The sequence below is a fragment of the Frigoribacterium sp. PhB118 genome, from assembly GCF_003751725.1.
Taxonomy (GTDB): domain Bacteria; phylum Actinomycetota; class Actinomycetes; order Actinomycetales; family Microbacteriaceae; genus Frigoribacterium.
The window spans coordinates 1-16,989 of sequence record NZ_RKID01000008.1 but is presented as its reverse complement, the minus strand read 5'-3'; the positions used below and the strand labels follow the sequence as shown (position 1 = coordinate 16,989).

General features: G+C 67.7%; 18 protein-coding genes. 13 read left to right on the top strand and 5 right to left on the bottom strand.

The window, feature by feature from the left end:
- The first annotated feature begins 16 nt into the window (after nucleotides 1-16).
- Genes EDF21_RS15970 through EDF21_RS15920 form a run of 11 tightly spaced genes read left to right on the top strand, consistent with a single transcriptional unit; the run spans nucleotide 17 to nucleotide 10,440 of the window.
- Complete coding sequence (locus tag EDF21_RS15970; protein ID WP_123572065.1) at nucleotides 17-745, top strand: hypothetical protein; 729 nt, start codon at nucleotides 17-19, stop codon at nucleotides 743-745.
- Nucleotides 745-2,205 carry a hypothetical protein gene (locus tag EDF21_RS16925; protein WP_199736421.1) on the top strand — a complete coding sequence of 487 codons (1,461 nt, stop codon included), beginning with the start codon at nucleotides 745-747 and terminating at the stop codon, nucleotides 2,203-2,205. Before EDF21_RS15970 ends, EDF21_RS16925 begins: the two co-directional genes overlap by 1 nt.
- On the top strand, nucleotides 2,198-3,913 hold the full coding sequence (locus tag EDF21_RS15960) for a hypothetical protein (RefSeq protein WP_123572063.1): 1,716 nt from the start codon (nucleotides 2,198-2,200) through the stop codon (nucleotides 3,911-3,913). The genes EDF21_RS16925 and EDF21_RS15960 overlap by 8 nt, the downstream gene beginning before the upstream one ends.
- Complete coding sequence (locus tag EDF21_RS15955; RefSeq protein ID WP_199736419.1) at nucleotides 3,910-5,454, top strand: ATP/GTP-binding protein; 1,545 nt, start codon at nucleotides 3,910-3,912, stop codon at nucleotides 5,452-5,454. The genes EDF21_RS15960 and EDF21_RS15955 overlap by 4 nt, the downstream gene beginning before the upstream one ends.
- A 9-nt stretch (nucleotides 5,455-5,463) precedes the next feature.
- Nucleotides 5,464-6,549, top strand: a complete 1,086-nt coding sequence (locus EDF21_RS15950) for a hypothetical protein (RefSeq protein ID WP_148053731.1) — start codon at nucleotides 5,464-5,466, stop codon at nucleotides 6,547-6,549.
- 9 nt (nucleotides 6,550-6,558) lie between these two features.
- Nucleotides 6,559-6,801 (top strand): hypothetical protein, encoded by a 243-nt coding sequence (locus EDF21_RS15945; RefSeq protein WP_123572061.1) that lies wholly within the window; start codon nucleotides 6,559-6,561, stop codon nucleotides 6,799-6,801.
- The gene (locus EDF21_RS15940; RefSeq protein WP_123572060.1) at nucleotides 6,794-7,252 is read left to right on the top strand and encodes a hypothetical protein; all 459 of its coding nucleotides are present in this window, start codon (nucleotides 6,794-6,796) and stop codon (nucleotides 7,250-7,252) included. Before EDF21_RS15945 ends, EDF21_RS15940 begins: the two co-directional genes overlap by 8 nt.
- Before the next feature lie 32 nt (nucleotides 7,253-7,284).
- On the top strand, nucleotides 7,285-7,788 hold the full coding sequence (locus tag EDF21_RS15935) for a hypothetical protein (protein WP_123572059.1): 504 nt from the start codon (nucleotides 7,285-7,287) through the stop codon (nucleotides 7,786-7,788).
- Entirely contained in the window at nucleotides 7,785-8,288 is a 504-nt protein-coding gene (locus EDF21_RS15930) for a hypothetical protein (RefSeq protein ID WP_123572058.1), read from the top strand. The genes EDF21_RS15935 and EDF21_RS15930 overlap by 4 nt, the downstream gene beginning before the upstream one ends.
- A complete protein-coding gene (locus tag EDF21_RS15925; RefSeq protein ID WP_123572057.1) occupies nucleotides 8,285-10,003 on the top strand; it encodes a type IV secretory system conjugative DNA transfer family protein in 1,719 nt (572 codons plus the stop codon). Before EDF21_RS15930 ends, EDF21_RS15925 begins: the two co-directional genes overlap by 4 nt.
- A complete protein-coding gene (locus EDF21_RS15920; RefSeq protein WP_123572056.1) occupies nucleotides 10,000-10,440 on the top strand; it encodes a DUF4913 domain-containing protein in 441 nt (146 codons plus the stop codon). The genes EDF21_RS15925 and EDF21_RS15920 overlap by 4 nt, the downstream gene beginning before the upstream one ends.
- A gap of 63 nt (nucleotides 10,441-10,503) precedes the next feature.
- On the opposite strand, the gene mobF is transcribed toward EDF21_RS15920, so the two are convergent.
- Entirely contained in the window at nucleotides 10,504-14,427 is a 3,924-nt protein-coding gene (gene mobF, locus EDF21_RS15915; protein ID WP_233568554.1) for a MobF family relaxase, read from the bottom strand.
- A 346-nt stretch (nucleotides 14,428-14,773) separates the two neighbouring features.
- Here mobF and EDF21_RS15910 point away from each other — a divergent pair, with 346 nt between their 5' ends.
- Nucleotides 14,774-15,193: a hypothetical protein gene (locus EDF21_RS15910; RefSeq protein WP_123572054.1), complete on the top strand. Its 420-nt coding sequence runs from the start codon at nucleotides 14,774-14,776 to the stop codon at nucleotides 15,191-15,193.
- A 20-nt stretch (nucleotides 15,194-15,213) separates the two neighbouring features.
- Here the strand turns inward: EDF21_RS15910 and EDF21_RS17115 are convergent, their stop codons facing one another.
- A complete protein-coding gene (locus EDF21_RS17115; protein WP_233568553.1) occupies nucleotides 15,214-15,483 on the bottom strand; it encodes a hypothetical protein in 270 nt (89 codons plus the stop codon).
- Between EDF21_RS17115 and EDF21_RS17285 the strand changes: the two genes are divergently transcribed.
- The gene (locus EDF21_RS17285) at nucleotides 15,409-15,693 is read left to right on the top strand and encodes a GNAT family N-acetyltransferase (RefSeq protein ID WP_370274470.1); all 285 of its coding nucleotides are present in this window, start codon (nucleotides 15,409-15,411) and stop codon (nucleotides 15,691-15,693) included. The genes EDF21_RS17115 and EDF21_RS17285 overlap by 75 nt on opposite strands.
- Before the next feature lie 12 nt (nucleotides 15,694-15,705).
- Here EDF21_RS17285 and EDF21_RS15900 read toward each other — a convergent pair whose 3' ends face one another.
- Genes EDF21_RS15900 through EDF21_RS15890 form a run of 3 tightly spaced genes read right to left on the bottom strand, consistent with a single transcriptional unit; the run spans nucleotide 15,706 to nucleotide 16,472 of the window.
- Nucleotides 15,706-15,960 carry a hypothetical protein gene (locus EDF21_RS15900; RefSeq protein ID WP_123572052.1) on the bottom strand — a complete coding sequence of 85 codons (255 nt, stop codon included), beginning with the start codon at nucleotides 15,958-15,960 and terminating at the stop codon, nucleotides 15,706-15,708.
- A 4-nt stretch (nucleotides 15,961-15,964) separates the two neighbouring features.
- Nucleotides 15,965-16,225, bottom strand: a complete 261-nt coding sequence (locus EDF21_RS15895) for a glutaredoxin family protein (protein WP_123572051.1) — start codon at nucleotides 16,223-16,225, stop codon at nucleotides 15,965-15,967.
- 34 nt (nucleotides 16,226-16,259) lie between these two features.
- The gene (locus tag EDF21_RS15890; RefSeq protein ID WP_123572050.1) at nucleotides 16,260-16,472 is read right to left on the bottom strand and encodes a hypothetical protein; all 213 of its coding nucleotides are present in this window, start codon (nucleotides 16,470-16,472) and stop codon (nucleotides 16,260-16,262) included.
- Nucleotides 16,473-16,989: the final 517 nt, after the last annotated feature.

Here is a 16,989-nt window from a genome sequence, read left to right as displayed (position 1 = left end):
TCCCTAGGAGGCACACATGCGCATGCACACAGCAGCAGGAACAAGCCGCTGGCCGTTCGTCATCGTCGGCGGAGTCGCCGCCGTAGCCATCGTCGGGGGAGTGGCGTTCGCCGCCACCCGCCCCAACGACGACCCGGTCGCAGCTCCAACGACGTCGGCGCCGGCATCGCCGGCCCCAACAGCAGCCCCCACCGGGGGAAGCTCGGGCGCGGGTGACAACGAAGACGATGTGCCTCCCACCGGCTGCCTTGGAGGGCCAGACCGGACGGCGGACATGGTCTTGACCGCACAGAGCGAGGCCAAGCAGACCACGTACGGGGCCGTTGAGGTCGCCACGAGCTTCTACCGGTTCTTGTGGCAGTACCCGTTCGCCAGCACGGCAGACGCGACCAACGTCAGCGGTCAGATCATGTCTGCGGATGCGCCGGAGTCGTTCAAGAACCTGTCGGCCGACCTCGAAAAGGCCGGCGATGACCCGACTCAAGGTGTCGTCTCGCCTGGGACCCCGTTCCATATGTCGACCACGAACGGGCTGTGGCGCGTTCTCGAAGGATCAACTGCAGACCGGGTGTCGGTGGAGTTCGCTGCCGGGTACGTGGTCGATGGGGCGCTGAGCCCCAGCCTGACCGGTGTCGGCGGCTACGTCATGGTCTGGGAAGACGGAGCTTGGCGCATTGAGACCGGGCTAAACGTCGACCAGGACATGCTCGCGGCCGGCGGTAACCGCTACACGGGGGGCTGCTGATGGACCCGGACAACCCCATATGCAGCGTGGCCCCTCTGGGGTGCCTCGCCGTCGGGGCCGGTGAAGACATCAAGGACGCCGCAAGCGGCATCGCTGACAGCGTCGGTAGCGTCGCGGACTTCTGGTCTGACCCGGCGGGGAACACCTTCAACATGTTGCAGGACGCCAACCGAGGACTGGCCGAGACGGTCATGCCGGCAATCACGAAAGCGACCCTCCCCGATCTCACGACCGACTGGTTCCTCCGGTCGTACGCGATCAGCTTCGGCCTGGCGATCTTCGTCATGGTCGCACTCCTGGTCCCGCAGCTCGTGCGGACGGCGAGGGGTCAGCAGTCGGGCCGGGACACCGCCGAAGCGCTGGGGCTCTACGCGCCCCTGTTCCTCATCAGCGCCGCGTTCGGGCCCGCGGTCGGCACGGTCCTCGTGCAGTTCTTCGGAGCGCTCACGGAATCGATCATCGCCTGGGGGATCAACACCAACTCCGGCCAGATCGTGGACCAGTTCACCGCCATGCTCTCCGAAGAAGACAACGGAGAAGGGCTCGCCGGCGGCGCAGTCATCGGCGTGATCCTGCTGTTCCTGATGCTGCTGGGGCTGCTGATCGTGGTGCTGATCCTGATAGTGCAGCTCATCACCCTCTACTTCACCGGCATCCTGTTCCCGCTGGGCGTGGTGTGGATCATCGATCCCACCAAACGGAAGTTCGGGACGAAGATCGCCTACCTCTGGTTCGGCATCCTCGCCTCCCACCCGCTGCTGTTCTTCCTGCTCGCGGTGGCGTACTTCATGGTGGGGGCGAACCTCACCGTCTTCTCCGAGACACCCTCGTTGCAGCGCACCGTCAACCTCGTCGTGTCGCTGCTGGCGCTGCTGATGGCCGGGCTCTCGCCCCTGCTGCTGACTAAGTTCGCACCCGTCATCCCCACGGGCGGCATGGGGTCGGCCCCGGCCGGGCCGACGGTCGGCTCCTCGTCCATGCAGCAGGCCGACTCCCGAGTGAGCCAGCAGTCCGGTAGCAACACCGACAACGACAGCTCCGGTGGCGGCGGATCGAGCAGCAGCGGTGGTGGTGGGTCGTCGACGAAGGCGACCAGCAGTGCCGGGTCCGAGGCCGAGGCCGAGGAGCCGACGTCGTCGGTGACGTCGGCAACCAAGGGTGCCGGCTCCGGTGCGAGTGCTGGGGAGACCGTCGGTGCCTCCACAGCGAGCGGCGGTGCGGGAGCGGGTGCCGGGGCAGCAACGGGCGCGGCGGCGGCCGAGGGCGGCATGGCTGCGGCGGGAGCGGCGGAGTCCGCGACCGGTGTCGGCGCTGCGGTCGGCGTCCCGACCATGCTCGCCGCCGGCGCCATGGCCGCCGCTGACGCAGGCAAGAAGGCCAACGACGCCGTTGCACAGACCGCCGTCGACCCGGTCCAGGACCACGACGAGCACTACGGAAAGGACTCCACCAATGAGTGACACAGGGCAGGCCCCGTCGACCGTGAGGTTCCTCGGCGGTGAGGCAGGACACCGCGGCTTCTTCGGCGGCACCGCATCCAAGGGGCGCTCGATCACTCTGGCGATCATCGTCGTGGCGGGGATGATCGGCATGATCGTCCTCCAACAGGCGTGGGTGTTGATCGTCGCTGCCGCTGCGGCGGGCCTGACGTTCCTCATGACAGCGAAAACGCACCGGGGATCGTTGATTCAGCGTCGGCGGAAGCGGAAGCGGTGGGCTGCCCGCAAGCGGCTTGGTACGGACGTGTTCACGCCCTACGACGACGAGGCATGGGGGGTCCTCGAGGAGCAGGCCCGCACGGGCTCAAAGGCTCAGCAGGCAGAGGCTGCGCGGCTCATGCGGCAGATGCGGGCCAACCCCGAGGGTGCCGACGGCATGGGCTGGTTGCAGTACGGGGCGAACGTTCCCGGCATCGCTTGGCACTCCCCGGTGGGGGAGTCGGAATACCTTTCCGTGGCGTTCAGTGTCTCCGGGCAGCTCCGCGGCATGGAGACCGCTGCGGCGCTTCTTCGGGCGTCGTCGGGGTGGGGCCGGTTCTTGGCCCGCCGGGCGGCGCCGTCGTCGCTGATCAGTGACGTGCAGCCCATGACACGGGTGCTGCCGCCGGATTCCGCGAGGCAGCAGCTTTGGGTCGCCGACCGCCTCGAGCGTGAGACGCCCGAGCGTCAGTGGACGGCCGCGCAGTGGTCGTCGTGGAATGAGCAGACGCGCTCCTACGACGAGGTGATTCGCCTGGCGAGTGCGGGATCGATGGTGCAGCGGCACTACGTCGTGGTGTCGTGGCCGATCACGCAGGCCTTCACGGACGCCGCGGCCAAGTTCGGCGCCGAACGTGACGCCTGGCGGTCCTTCATGGCAGATGAGATTGATGCGACCGTTCGTGGGCTCCGGGACGCTAAAGAGGGCGACGTCGCCCCGTTGACGGCGAAGCAGACCGCGGCGTTGATGCTGCACCAGCAGAACCCGCACCTGCCTATCGATCAGATCAGGAAAGTGAACCCGGCCAGGTTCGGGCTGACCTCGCACGACGAGTTCAGCGCGCACGTCGTCGACGGCATCGACCCGACGTTCCTTGCCCCCGGCGACCCGGTCGAGAACGCACCTGCCGTCCAGTGGTGGCATCGCACGGCCGCGGTTCACGGCGAGAACCTCGCCGTTGCCGGGCGGACGCCGTTGTGGCTGCTGGATCTGCTGATCGGGCGCGAGCTGAAAGTCGTTCGGACCATCGCGTTCCACCTGCACCTGGTGCCAGCAGGCCAAGCCAAGGCGAAAGCCCGGCAGGACGCCGTGCGGGATGGGTCGGCGATCTACGCCGCGCAACAGAAGGGCCGCCTGGTCAACGACGAGACCCAAATGGGTCTCGGCGCGGCCGAGCGCCGGAAAGCGGACCTCGCCGCCGGGTCGCACCACCACGGCGTCGAGTGGGTCGGGTACGTGACGATCTCCGCCACGAGCCGCGACGAGCTGGCAAAAGCGTCCCGGCAGCTCGAAGAGGTCTGCGCAACCGGCCTTGGGATCGAGCGCCTCGACTGGCAGGACTCGTTCCAGTCGGCAGCGTCCGGCGCGACCTGGCCTATCGGCCGGGGTCTGCGCCCCGATGCCTCCACCTTGGCTGGCCGTGCGGTATCGCGCCTGGCCGGTCGCAGCGAGAAAGAAGCGATCTCATGACCGACACGACCCCGAAGACCCGTAAGCAGAAGAAAGCCAAGCAGTCGGTACCGGCGGAGCCCACGGCGGCCGACGCGACGAAGGCCCGCCGGCACCCGCTGGCGGGTGTGCCGCTGCTGCGCGTGTTCGTGCCGCCGGAACTACTGGCCCCCGTCATCACCGGCGCAACCGTCGAGGGCGCACCAGTTGCGCGGTCGGTGGAGGTGTCTCCGCACTCGCTCCCCGGTGGGAAGCTGCGCCTGGCCTCGGGCCCTGCGGCACGGGGTTGGTACGCCCCGCGCATCCAGGGCGCCCCGTCGACGACGAGGCAGGCGGAAATCTTGAACACCGGGATCATTGGTGCGCCGACGGGTGTCGAGGGTGTCGTCAACGGCACCGACAACCTGTCGTCGACGATGATCAGCCACGACGCTCCCACCGCGTACAACGCGACCCCTCGGAAGTTGACGAGCCCGAACGTTCTCGTGTTGGGGACGGTCGGGTCGGCTAAGTCATCGTTCGTGAAGACCGTGTGCGTGATGCGGCCGCTGCTGCTGGCAAAGCACCGCGCCGTCGTGTTCGACAAGAAGGACCAGGGCGACGAGGGCGAGTACTCCGGTGTCGCCCGCCACCTTGGGTCAGAGCCGCTTCGGTTCTCACCCGACGGGAACGGCACCCGATTGAACCTGCTCGATCCCCTAATCGTGCAGGGCAGCGGGCTCGTCGGTCAGATGCAGCTCGTGAACGCCGTGGCCCGCATCGCGCGCGACGACAAGCCCGCAACCGAGTGGGAGGAGAACGCCACCCAGTTCGCCCTCCAACGTCTGTTCGCAGACAAAGAGGGCGACCGGGCGGCCACGATGGCGGACCTGCTGCCCTACCTCGGGATGGTACCGACGGATCTGGGCTACTCGGCCGAGGCAAAGGAGCGGTACCACCAGGCCGGGATCTCGATCCAGCTCGGGTTGAAGAACCTGCTGACCGCCTACGGCGACGTCTTCGACGGCGAGACCAGCAAGGACGTCGACCTCGCCCACAAGCTCACCGTGTTCGACGTCTCCCAGCTCCCCAGCGACGGCCCCGCCATTCCGACGATCATGTCGATTGGTCACCAGTGGCTCCTCGGGCGTCTGATGCGTGAGCGCGGCTGGATCACGAACGTGGTCTACGAAGAGGGCTGGCACATGATCGCCGGCCCCTCAGCCCGGCTCGTGAAGGCCAACCAGAAGCTCTCCCGCTCCCTGGGGATCTCGAACGTGTTCGTGATGCACAAAGGCACCGACATCCCCGTCGGGTCCGAGGGCTACACCGTCGTGCAGGAAGCACAGACGATCTACGCCTACCGGCAAGACCGGCCCGAGGACGCCCGCTGGGTGACCGACACGTTCGGGCTCAACCCGGACGCGGCCGAGACGCTGATGAACCTCGAGCCCGGGCACTGCGTGTTCAAGTACGGCTCCAACCCCGCCACCCACATGCGCCACGTGCGTAGCGAGTGGGAGACGGCCGTGACGAACACCGACGAGGGCATGGCCGGTGGCGCTGGCCCGTCCGGACTGTAGGGGCTCGTCATGGGGAAGCGTGCTCTGCAGGCGGGTGTGGTGCTCCTGCTCGTCGTGCTGTTCTCCGGGGTACTGCTCCTCGGTGGTGGCGGATCCGGGCAGAACGCCTGCGCCGCCGTCACCGCCGACACGGCAGCGGCCGAGACGGCGAACGCGGTCGATGGGTACTCCGGCGACCAGCTCGTGAACGCCGCGGCGATCATGAACGCCGGCGCCGCCCTCGGGGTCAACGCCAAAGGGCAGACCATCGGCGTGATGACCGCCATGGGCGAGTCGACGCTTCGAAACATCGAGTACGGCGACACCGCCGGCCCCGATTCTCGGGGCCTGTTCCAGCAGCGCGACACCTGGGGCACCCTCGCGGAGCGGATGAACCCGACGAAGTCGGCCACGTTCTTCTTCGAACGCCTGATGAAGGTGCCGAACTGGGAGACCCTGACCCCGACGGAGGCCGCCCACCGGGTGCAGATCAACGCCGACCCGAACCACTACACCCGCTTCTATGCCGCCGCGGAGAAGGTCGTCACGGCCCTTGCCGGCAGCGGAGACGCCGCCTGCGCGGCGACGTCAGTCAGCGGCGACGCGCAGGCCCTCGCGAAGGGCCTGACGGCGAAGATTGACGCTGGTCAGATCACCGGACTCTCCCCGGACCACCTCCGCGAGATCCGCTGGATCGCGGCCGGGGAGGTTCACCCGGACTGCGGCATCGACACCCGAGTGCTGCAAATCATCACCATCACCACGAACACGTTTCAGCAGGTCGGGATCTCCGACATTAACCGGGCCTGCACGGGGCAGCGGCCCGGTGCCGGCAACGCCTCGATGCACGTCATCAACGGCGGTGGCCACGCAGTCGACTTCTACTCACTTGACCGCGTCCCCGTCACCGGCTCCGACGCCAGCTCGATGAAGCTGCTCAAGATCCTCGACCCCCTGATGGCCGACGGGTCCGGTTTCGGCCAGTCCCAATGCCGCGCCGCGGCCGGGCTGAGCATCCCCATGCAGACACCCGAGTTCCCCGACGCCTGCAACCACTTCCACGTCCAGGTCGACGGCCAAGGCACCCAGCCGATGAAGCTCGACACCAGCAACTAGGAGATCACCGTGCTTGCCATCCCTAACCCCGAGCCGACACGGCCGCCGCTGCCGTTCCTGGACGACGTCTCCTCGAGCCTTGTCATCGCCGCATATGTCGGCGTCGCTCTCGTGCTGGTGCTGCTCGTGCTCTGGGGAACTGGTGTCCTCCGTCGCGCCGGCCTGAGCGCCCAGCAGAGCCTCACGCTGACCGGCGCCCTCACCGCCGTGGTCGTCGTCGTCGGAGTCCTGGGAGTGCTCCTCCGTGGCTGACGTGACGACGTCGACGGCCGTTCTCGCGGACGAGGAATGGGCCATCACGAACCACGACCACAACGTGGTGACCTACGGGTTGTGGCTCGACGAGACGCTGGCCTGCCACCGCTTGGAGCTCGCGGCGTGCACTGCCGCGGCCGTCGAGGTGCGCTATGTCGTCAACGGCGTCGACGTCGACCTCGATGTGCAGAAGATCCGCGACGTCATGCACTGGTTGCAGGAGACCTACCGGATGAGCAAACGGCTCGAAAAACAGACCCGCCCAGACCGTGACGCTCTGCTGCAACAGCTCAGCGTGCACCGGGTCATGCCCTCCGAAATGGCGCTGATGGCGGGCGTCGACCTGTCGATAGCCGAAAGGTTCGCCGGGGAGGACGCCGAAGCACGAATCGCCAGGCGGCTGCTTCACAAGCTCGGCCCACCGGGCACCGAGACACACCTCAGCTAGGCCCTACCGACTCACCACCGAAGGAGAACATCATGGCTATCAAAACTGTCTGGCCCGTCACGTACACCTGCGGCCACACCGAGAACCGCGACCTGTCCGACAAGCCCGCCGGGAAGCGTGCCGCGTCGGCGAAGTGGTACGGCGAACACCTGGTGTGCGGCCGTTGCTTCAAGAAGGACGGCGGCTCGGGCGAGAGCGAGAAGGAACGTGACGACCGTCACGCGGCCGAGGCGGAGGAGCTGCGCGCCGAAGCGGAGCGCGACGGGCTGCCGGTCGACCTGGTCGGCACCGACAAGCAGGTCCCCTGGGCACTGCGCGTCCGAGGAGAGCTGATTCGCGGCGCGTACGCGGCGCTGGTGGAGACCGAGCAGCTCAGTGAAGCGGAGTTCCAGGTGCAGGTCCTCGACGCGGCACGCCCCCTCGACCGGGCCCGCTGGTGGATCGACAACCGCGAGCAGGACGCAGCGGACCTGCCCGAGCTACTGGCCGACCCTGGCGTCCTGGATGAGGGCGCGTCGACAGAGAACGTCGCATGAACGCCGACGGGCTCTGCCGCTCGAGGTACATCTTCAACGGTCAGCTCTGGCGGTGCCGCATGCCCGTGGCCACGCCCGGCGACACCTGCCCGGGCAGCTCTCACCTGACCGACACTCCTCCCCTTGATGATGACCGCGCGAACGTGCTCACGTGGGAGGACGAACACCAGGTGCCGCTCGACCTGGTCGACCTCGTCGAGCGCGCCGAGGACGCGGCCCCGGAGTTCGACTGGCAGCTCTACCTCGCGACGGACGAGATCACGAGATCTCGCGTGATCGAGATCATCGGCACGTCGCGCACGCCGCGCGCCGACGTCGACGCCGCAGCCCGCGCCGCGTTCCCTGCCGGCACGTTCTCAACGTCGTTCCTCGATGAGGGCTACGCGATCGTCTTCGGCGACGCCGACCTCCCCACGGGCGAGCACTACGGGGTGCAGCTCACAAGCGAAGTCCCCGGCCGCCCCTGGGACAGCCCCAACACCGAGGACGTGCACGCATGAGCGACATCAGAGCCAAATTCCTTACCGGCGTGCTGCTAGCGATGATTCTCGGAGCCGTGTTTCTCGCGGTACACGTCGGTGCCGCATTCACACCGACGGGCCACGAGTACTCGTGGAACATCTTCCGGCTGGGCGGCGACATGGTCATGCGGGGCACCCCGTGGCCATCGGCCGCGACGCCGGCAGCCATCGTCGGAGTCATCCTCGTGCTGGCACTGTTCACGGTGCTGCTCGCATGGCGAGCACGACGGGCAGCGAGAAAGCGTGGCGCCGTCTCTAATGAGCACCTGGCCTCCAAGGCGGAGGTTCGGAGCTTCCTCGAGAAAGCTCGGCGCGCGGAGGTCCGGCGGCTGCACCCGTCCCTGGCGGTGACGTCGTTCGGTCTCGCGGTCGGAGTCGTCCTGGGTTCGCGGAAGTGGCTCTACCAGGGATGGGAAGACACCGGCGTCTACGTGTTCGGCAACCGGCAGGGCAAAACCAGCGCTGTCGTCGTCCGCCACATGGCCGACGCCCCCGGCGCCCTCGTGCTCACCTCGACCAAACCCGACGGGGTGCGCGAGGCGTTGGCGCTCCGCTCGCATCTGGGGTCGGTGTACCTGTTCGACCCGAACGGCATTCACCGCGACGCCGACGCCGCGCCCGATTTCATCTTCAACCCCCTCGACGCGGTGACGTCGTACCAGTCCGCGCAAGAGCTTGCGGGGATCTTCGAGGCCTCGACGAAGACCGGTGACGAGCGAGGCGGGGATGCACAGTTCGACTCCTCGGGACGGAACCTGCTGGCGTGTGCGTTCCTCGCCGCGGCGAACGACGATCTGCCGTTGTCGACGGTGTGGCAGTGGCTCTCGGACCAGGACGGCGACGCGATCGCGAACCGCCTGACCGTCACGGGCCTTGTCGGGCCCGCAGCGGTCGTGACGGGCATCCTCGCCACCCACGAGCGCACCCGGACCTCCACGTTCGCCACGGCTCACCGGATGGCGTCCGCGCTGGCCTATGACGAGCTGCTCGCGTGGACGGACACAGCCGGGAACGAGGGCGTCCGCCGGTTCGACCCGGCGGCGTTCGTCGGGAGCCGGGACACTCTCGTGCTACTCGCAGCTCAGGAGACCGGTTCGGCGGGTGCGATCCTGACCGCGCTGGTGCGGGCGGTGTTCAAGGCTGCCGAGAAAGAGGCGAACCGTCACGGTGGCCGTCTGAGCGTGCCGTTGGTGATGGAGCTGGACGAGTGCGCGAACATCGTTCGCTGGCCCGAGCTGCCGTCGCTGTACTCCGTCGCGGGATCTCGCGGGATCATCATCAGCTCCTACTTCCAGAACCGGTCGCAGGCGCTTGAGGCGTTCGGGAAGAACGGGTGGGACACGATGTGGTCAAACGCCCGCATCGCCGTTCTAGGGCCCGGCGTGAAAGACGACGACTTCCTCAAGTCGCTGTCGAACCTGGCAGGTGAGCACGACGAGATCACCCACGGGTCATCGACCAGCCGTGACGGCCAGCTCTCCATGTCGACCAACACCCGCCGACAGTCGAGCCTCACGGCCTCGCAGCTCGCGGCCCTGCCGAAGTGGCACATGGTGCTCTTCCCCGCAAACGGCCGGCCCGTGACGATGAAGGCCAAGCCCTGGTTTGAAGACAAGAAGCTGACGCGCCGCATCAAGCATCCCGAATCTGCACCGGCGGCTGCTGCTGTGAACTCGAAGGTGGCGCAGTCGTGAGCGACGAGGAGGACGTGAACGCGGGCGAGATCTCCGAGGCCGAGGCGGACGGCTACAACCCGGACGACCCCGCCGACGCTGCGCCGCTGCCGCCTTTGAACGTCATGTTCGCCGAGTGGGTGCAAGAGCACTTCGCGACGGTCGAGTTCTTCACGGCCGAAGCGAAGATCCGGTGGTGCCCCGAGTGGTGGAAGCACACCGAAGCCGTCTCACGACTCAAAGCTCTGTGGGTGTCGCACACGAACCTCGACGAGAACGAGGACGCGAGTGCGCTGTCGAGCTGGTGGCTGCATCACTGGGACGCGCACCGGGCGATCCTGTTCCACGACAGGGGACCGTTCCGTAACTGTGACGTCGAGCATGGCCACCTCTGGTCAACGAGCGACAAGCGGGTGCTACCGGTGCCGGCCATGCCACCGGAGGACTGGGAGGGCTGATCGGCAGACGAGCCGACGTGAAAGGGGCGGGACACCAGATGGTGTTCCGCCCCTTTCAGCGTCTCAGCGCTCGTGGCCGCGGCCCTGGTCCCGGTCGCGTTGCTGGGCTGCGCGACGCTGCGCGGCCTGCTGCTCCTGCTGCCGCTTGGCCGCCGCGGCGGTCTTGTCGTCAGTGCCGGTCTCGGCAGGGGTGCGCTTGGTGCCGATGAGGCCGGCCTGGCGCATCTGCTCACGGATGGCGGCCTTCCGAGCATCCTGGCTGGAACCGTTCGCCGTGGTGGTCGTGACAGCGTCACGGGCCCGCTGGGCGGTCGTGGCGGCCGTGGCGGCGGCACGCTGCCGCTCGGCGTCGGTGGCGCCCGGCTGGGTGCTGAGCTGAGTCGACTTGTGCAGCGCCGTGACCCGCCGGGCGAGATCGGCGCCGACTGCCTGCTCCCGGTACTGGTCCGGGATAGCCGTGGGCTCGGCGGTGTCGACGCCGTACCGCTGGCGGAACACGTCGATCTCGGCCGCGAGCTGGGTCCACTGCTCGCGCTTGACCGGCTCTGCCGGCACCTGACCGAGCTGGTTCGCCCATTCGGGTTGCTCGACGGCGAGGGCCGCGCCGCGCTCCTCGAGGCGGGTGTGGAGGTAGTCGTAGCGTTCGGCCATGTGCTCTCTCCACGAAGGGTCGGTGTGGGGGCTGTCGATCGCGCGCCGGTCGGCAATCCACGACGGCACCGCCGGCTCCTCGGTCTGCCGGTCGTAGGGCAGCGCGTCGACGTGCTCGGTGGTGTTCTTGAGGATGCGCGCCGAGAGCACCGCGGGGCGGTCCTCGGCACCCTCCATGTCGCGCTCGGTCCAGGACTGGTAGAGCACGTCGGCCGGGTCGAGGCCCTGCGCCTCGGCGTGACGGAGGGCACCTTCAACTGCGCCCCAGCTCTCGTGGTCACGGAGGGCCTCGGCGGTGTCGTCACCGAGGGCCTGGTCGGCGACCTTCTCGAACCGGAGGGTGTCGGCTCGCTCGGAGACGTCGGCGTACTGGTCGACGAGGGTCACGAGGTCATCGACACGGGCCTGCTCGGCGCGGATCGTCTCGGTGGCGGACAACATCCCGTCGGCGTTACCGGCGATCTGCTCGAGGACGTCACGGACAGGCTGCGCCTCGCCCGTTTCGACGTAGAGGTGGTTCGCCTCGCGGCCACGAGTAAGCCCCACGTAGGCCAGCTCCCGCGAGGTCGCCGCGTCGGCGAGGACGTGCGCGGTGTCGGCCGTCATGCCCTGTGCGCGGTGGATGGTCGAGGCGTAGCCCAACTCCACGTGCCGGCTGACGTAGTCCGCCGGCAACGTGATGCGGCCGCCGCTGGTGGTGTGCTCGACCGACAGGGAACCGTCCTGGTGTGCCTCGTGGACGGTCCAGAGATCCCCGTTTTTCACGCGGTCGCGGCCGCCGCTGATTTTCAACTCCGAGTTGTTCGACCGGGTCACGACGACGTCGCCGCGGTAGGCCGAGAGGCCGCCCCGGACGGCGACCGTCTCGCGCCCCTTGACGACGCCCTCGGACATGCGGAGCGCCTGCGCGCGGGTGTTGAGCTCGGTGACGGTGGTGTTCGTCTGGGCGAGCATCACGGAGTGCTTGCCGGCTTCGGTGTCGGCCTGCCACGCGGTGAAGACGTCACCGGTCATCCGGTCGACGTCGCCGCCCCTGACCCGGCCGTGGTCGACGTACCAGGCGAACGGGTCACCTGTCTGGGCCGGGTCACGGAGCAGCTTGGTGGCGTCGGCTTCGGAGCGGTCCACGAAGCGGTGGAGCTGGTCGAGCTTGACGCTGCCGACTTCGTGCTCGAGGAGGCGGAGGGCGCCGCCGGCCTCGACGGCGGAGAGCTGCCTGTCGTCGCCGATGAGGCGGACGTGCGCCCCGTGAAGCTCCGCGATGCGTGTCACCTTGGCGAGGTTCATGGTCCCGGCCATGCCGGCCTCGTCGACCACGATCACGTCGCCGGGAGAGAGGTCGATGCCCTCGACGGGGCCCTCGTGTGCCAGCAGCTCGGTGAGGGTGCCGGTGCCGTGCGTGAAGGAGTGGATGGTCTTGGCGGGGACGTCGAGGGCGTCGGCCATGACGGCCGCGGCGGTAGCGGACGGGCCAAGGCCGATGAGTTTGCCGCCCTCGGCCTCGACGGCGCGTGCGGCGACGCGGAGGGCGGTGGTCTTGCCGGCCCCCGCGGGCCCGGTGCCAACGACAAGGCGTGCGCTGGACGTTGCGAACTCGCCCGCGAGAGCGTGCTGGCCCTGGTCGAGAGGGTGGGTGCTGGTGGCGTTTTCCTCGGCTGCGATCCGGTCGAATGTCTCCCGGCTCACAGGACGCACGGTGCGGTCACGGGCAGCGTCCAGCAGCGTGTCTTCGGCGACGAGAACGCTGCGGGAGGTGAGGAGCTGGCGGCCCTTGTGCTCGTAGATGCTCGTCCCGTCGGCGCGTGTCAGGGGCTGGAACGACCCGTGCGGCGCCGGGGGCGTAACAGTCACCGAGTCGGTGTCGAGGGCGTGCCGGGTGATCTCGTCGACGCTGCCGTCGACGCCGACACCGGCGGCCCGTTGCGCCTGAACGTACCGACGCGCTTCGGCCTCGATGGTGTGGGGACCCCAGACCGAGTGGTGCTCGGACACAGTCTCCACGATGGCCTGTGCAGCCTCGGAAACCCCCACGGTCTTAGGTGTCGTCGTGGGGCCAGCGGTCGACTGGGCCGCCTCCCTGGCGCTGCTGAGAACGTCCGCGACGACACGCTCCCCAACGACGGCTGCGGCTTGCGCCTGCCACCCGGCGCGCAGCTCCTTGAGGGAGCGTGCGGGTGCTTTGGCGGGGCGGGTGTCGAGAGTCGCCTGCTGCGCGAGACGCACGCGGGCTTTCATGTCGGGGGCGCGTCCGTGGTCGGCACGGTAGTCGCGTTCGAGCTTCTTCATCGACGCTTTGATATCCGCCGAGCGGGACGAGAACCCGGACGTCAGACGGTCATCGATCCCTGCGATCTCGACTACGGGACGCTTCCCCGGGGTCACCTCACGTAGCTCTGTGGTCAGGCCCAAGGCGTCGGTGACACGGTCCATGACGCGAGCGTTGTAGAACTCGGACGCGGCAACGCCCTGCCGATGCAGGAGCTTGGAGTCGATGGTGCGCCACTTGCCATCGGAGCCCTTGACCTTGTTCGCCACGACCAAGTGGTCATGGAGCTGCGGGTCACCGTTCCGGGAGTCATAGTGCCGAAACCGAGTAGCGATCAGGCCACCCTCGACGTCTATCTGAGCGACGCCGTTGCGGCCTGCGCGGGTGGCGATTGCCTCGGCTTCAAGGTACTTGACGGTGTCCTCGATCGCGGCCTCGTGGGCGCGCTCAATGACCTGCCGGGTGTCGTTATCGCCGAGGCCCCAGAGCGTCGAGACGGTCTTAGCGGGAGAGAACACGAGGTCAAAACCAGCGACAGCCTGCTGCGTGGGACGGGACGCGGCCGTGATGAAACGTCCCAGCTCCTCCTTATCGGCAGGGGGCCGGCCCTTGGCAGCACGGAACGCCTGGACGCCCTCGCGGACCCGGATCGCGCGGCGCTCGTCCGCGTTCGGTTCGCGGTACTCAGTGCGCTCGAAGCGGGCGTAACCCTCGTCGATTGCGGCGCGCAGTCCCGTGGTGCCCTGGTCGTAGGCGTAATACCCGCGGCCTAGCCGAGCGGCGCCCTGGGCCTCCTCAGCGGTCTTGCCGGCGTCCTGCGCGGTGGCAATGATCTGCTCCGCCTCAGGGTGAAGTCCCTCCCCAAAGAGGGCCTTCATCTGCTCCTCCGAGACGGCTCCCGAGACGCCGAGAGCCGCGAGGCCGGCACCAACCCAGACACCGGGAGGGTTGCCGTCCGCGGTGTAGTAGTCGCCCAGCTCGCGGTCCGGGTCGCGCTTGGCGTCCCCGGTCGCGGTCTCGCTGGTGTAGTAGGCATACCCGTCTCCCGCGGAGAGGATATGCATGGTCATCACGGGGGCAGCTTACCTCGTTGATCAATTGATGCCAGAGGTGTGACGATCTGATGACCGTAGGACTGAGGAGATCGAGTGAGGAACGAACGATGATCGATGCTGGACGGAGGGAGAGAAGGTTGACCGGGAGCGCAGCGAGTGCGGCTGTGGTGTGAGACCGGTGAAGCACGCGGGAGGGACGAGGAACGAGGACCGGAAGCGTGCGCGGTCGAGGAGCAACAGCCGAGCCAGCCTCGGCACCCCAGCTCGCCGCTGGGACGTGCCGCACACCCAACCGGGCGGCCCCTCCACCCCGGGGCCGGGCGGGCATACTGGACGGACCGATCTACCAAGGGGGTACCACATGGCCGAACTGCGCAAGTCCGCCAAGCAGACCGACGCACGACGCAGGGCACGCGAAAAGGCGGCACAGTTCCGGGAGCTGCAAGACACTCTCGAACAGCACGCCGTCGACTACTTCGTTGCCGTCGACTCGGTCGACGCCACGAACGAGGAGACCGAGCGCGAGATCGAGAAGTTGCGCGAACGCGCCGCCAAAAAAACCCAGGAGGCGCGCGACACCGCCGATCAGATCATCGGCAGGATGATCGACGCGGGAGCGAGCGCGGCCGAAGTCGCTGCTCGACTGGGTGTGTCCGTGCGCGAGGTCAAGAAAGCCACCAAATCTGACCCGGCGTCCGCCCCCGCGGCGGACAGCCATGCGACCGCGCTGAGTGGCGACACCCATCAGACCGAAACCGGTGAATGCCAGCCGGCTGAGTGATGGGCGTCAGGTTCCCACGCCTACCAGCCCGGCTCCTCGGTTACCTCCCTGGCTCTCGCGAGCTGGCCGTTACGACTGTCGGCGGGCGACGGTTCCGTGTCACAGATCACGGTGACTACGGTTATGTCCTCGTCGCGCACATGCACCCCTACCCGACCGTCGGGCAGCGTCTTCGCCACCTCGTCGGCGGGGTCGATGTGTACGGGATTTCCGACATGCGCTTCAAGGTTCAGAGGTACCCGGAACGACGCCGGGGGTTCGTGGCCAACATCGGTGTTGACCAGGCGCACCGGCATCAAGGGTGGGCGTCGTCGATGGTTGAGGCGCTGCTTCGTCTCTACCCAGATTGCGTGTGGACAGTCGAGTCCCCCAACGAGCAATCAGGTCAACTATTCGTCCACCTCGCGGCACGCCACCCGGGTCGGATCGTTCCTGCCGTCGAAGACTCGTCGTTCCCAGCGGATGACCCGCGCCGGTACCGGATGCCCGAACAGTGGTGACCGGCCGGGTCGCTACCGGCGTTTGTCGCGTCGGCTAAAGGCGGCCTGGTAGAGGCGGTCGGCTTCGTGGTTGAGGTCCGCGACCTGACGTTCGTGCTCAGCTCGTTGCAGGTCATACCCGGTCATGAAACCGGCGTCATAGATCCGCTGCTCCGCCGCTGTCAGCTCCCACGGACGCACGTCCTCGGTTGGGTCATCGAGCACCTGCGGGGCGTCATCGTCAGTAGGCGGAGGCACCTCCTCCTCGGCCCACCCGTAGAAGTCCACGGGGCTACTCCCCCGGGGTCTCGTCGTCGGCCCCGCCGCCGGCGATGACCCGTTCGATGTTGTCCAGGCGAAGACCCGTCCAGTGGTCGTGCTCGGACACCACGACGACGGGCGCACTGAGATAGCCAAGATCGTTCTTCACGTACTCGAGAGCGTTCGGGTTCTCCGTGACGTCGACGACATGGACGGGCAGCCCTGCGGCCTCGAACTTCTCGATGGTCTTCGTGCAGGCGAAGCACTGCGGCTTCTTGTAGACGGTGATCATGGTCGTACCCCCTCGGGTCATTGTCGTACGTCGCTCACTCGGCCAGACCGAACGCGGCGGTCCAGCAGTCGGGGTGGATACCCGAGCGGATCAGCTCGCGCTCGTCCGCGGGACGCTCCGGCATGGCGTCTTGGATCGGTGTTCCGGCGTGCCAGTCGCGGGCCTCCTGAATGGTGAGGTCGATGGTGCTCGTGCGGTGGCAGAACATGCAGGCGGTGGTGACGTGTGCAGTGGTCGTGGTGTCCATGTGCTTCTCGCTCTCTCCTCGTTTTTTTGCCGGGAAGGCGATTGATCGCCGCTAGAGCGACGGGGCGAAATGCAACTGGTCGTGGAATACCGGACTGAGCGCAGCGAGGGAGGATATGCCGCGAAAGCCGGTTGCATGAAGCGCTGTCGCTCGTACGCTGCCGAAGGCTTCCCGGCAAAATGACCGCCCGTCAGGGCCAACAGGGCCGTGCAGCGGCTCCCCTCTTCGCCGTGCGCGTCATACTGCTCAGATGACATCGTTCTAGGTACAAGCCTGCCCAATGCCATCGGCTCGGGCTCCGCCTTGAGTTGGTTCATCGTGGCCATGGGTGCCCTCAACACCGTCCTCGGGGTGTTGCTACTCCGGAAGTCTTCTAAGCCGCTGTCGTAGCTCTTTGGGGAGCGCGAGGGGCCGGCCCCTCGCCCGACCGCTCCGCGGGCGGCCGGGCGATCCACCCTTAGGCGGGAACCGGTGCTGGGGTGAGTGCCTGGATCTCGGCGTAGGGGACGGTGTCGGT

Excerpts from the sequence above, each read along its gene's own strand:
- EDF21_RS15935 (WP_123572059.1), top strand. The coding sequence starts at position 7,285 with ATGGCTATCAAAACTGTCTGGCCCGTCACGTACACCTGCGGCCACACC.
- EDF21_RS15925 (WP_123572057.1), top strand. The coding sequence starts at position 8,285 with ATGAGCGACATCAGAGCCAAATTCCTTACCGGCGTGCTGCTAGCGATG.
- EDF21_RS15910 (WP_123572054.1), top strand. The coding sequence starts at position 14,774 with ATGGCCGAACTGCGCAAGTCCGCCAAGCAGACCGACGCACGACGCAGG.
- EDF21_RS17285 (WP_370274470.1), top strand. The coding sequence starts at position 15,409 with ATGCGCTTCAAGGTTCAGAGGTACCCGGAACGACGCCGGGGGTTCGTG.
- EDF21_RS15970 (WP_123572065.1), top strand. The coding sequence starts at position 17 with ATGCGCATGCACACAGCAGCAGGAACAAGCCGCTGGCCGTTCGTCATC.
- EDF21_RS15895 (WP_123572051.1), bottom strand. The coding sequence starts at position 16,225 with ATGATCACCGTCTACAAGAAGCCGCAGTGCTTCGCCTGCACGAAGACC.
- EDF21_RS16925 (WP_199736421.1), top strand. The coding sequence starts at position 745 with ATGGACCCGGACAACCCCATATGCAGCGTGGCCCCTCTGGGGTGCCTC.
- EDF21_RS15930 (WP_123572058.1), top strand. The coding sequence starts at position 7,785 with ATGAACGCCGACGGGCTCTGCCGCTCGAGGTACATCTTCAACGGTCAG.
- EDF21_RS15960 (WP_123572063.1), top strand. The coding sequence starts at position 2,198 with ATGAGTGACACAGGGCAGGCCCCGTCGACCGTGAGGTTCCTCGGCGGT.
- EDF21_RS15955 (WP_199736419.1), top strand. The coding sequence starts at position 3,910 with ATGACCGACACGACCCCGAAGACCCGTAAGCAGAAGAAAGCCAAGCAG.
- EDF21_RS15890 (WP_123572050.1), bottom strand. The coding sequence starts at position 16,472 with ATGGACACCACGACCACTGCACACGTCACCACCGCCTGCATGTTCTGC.
- mobF (WP_233568554.1), bottom strand. The coding sequence starts at position 14,427 with ATGACCATGCATATCCTCTCCGCGGGAGACGGGTATGCCTACTACACC.
- EDF21_RS15950 (WP_148053731.1), top strand. The coding sequence starts at position 5,464 with ATGGGGAAGCGTGCTCTGCAGGCGGGTGTGGTGCTCCTGCTCGTCGTG.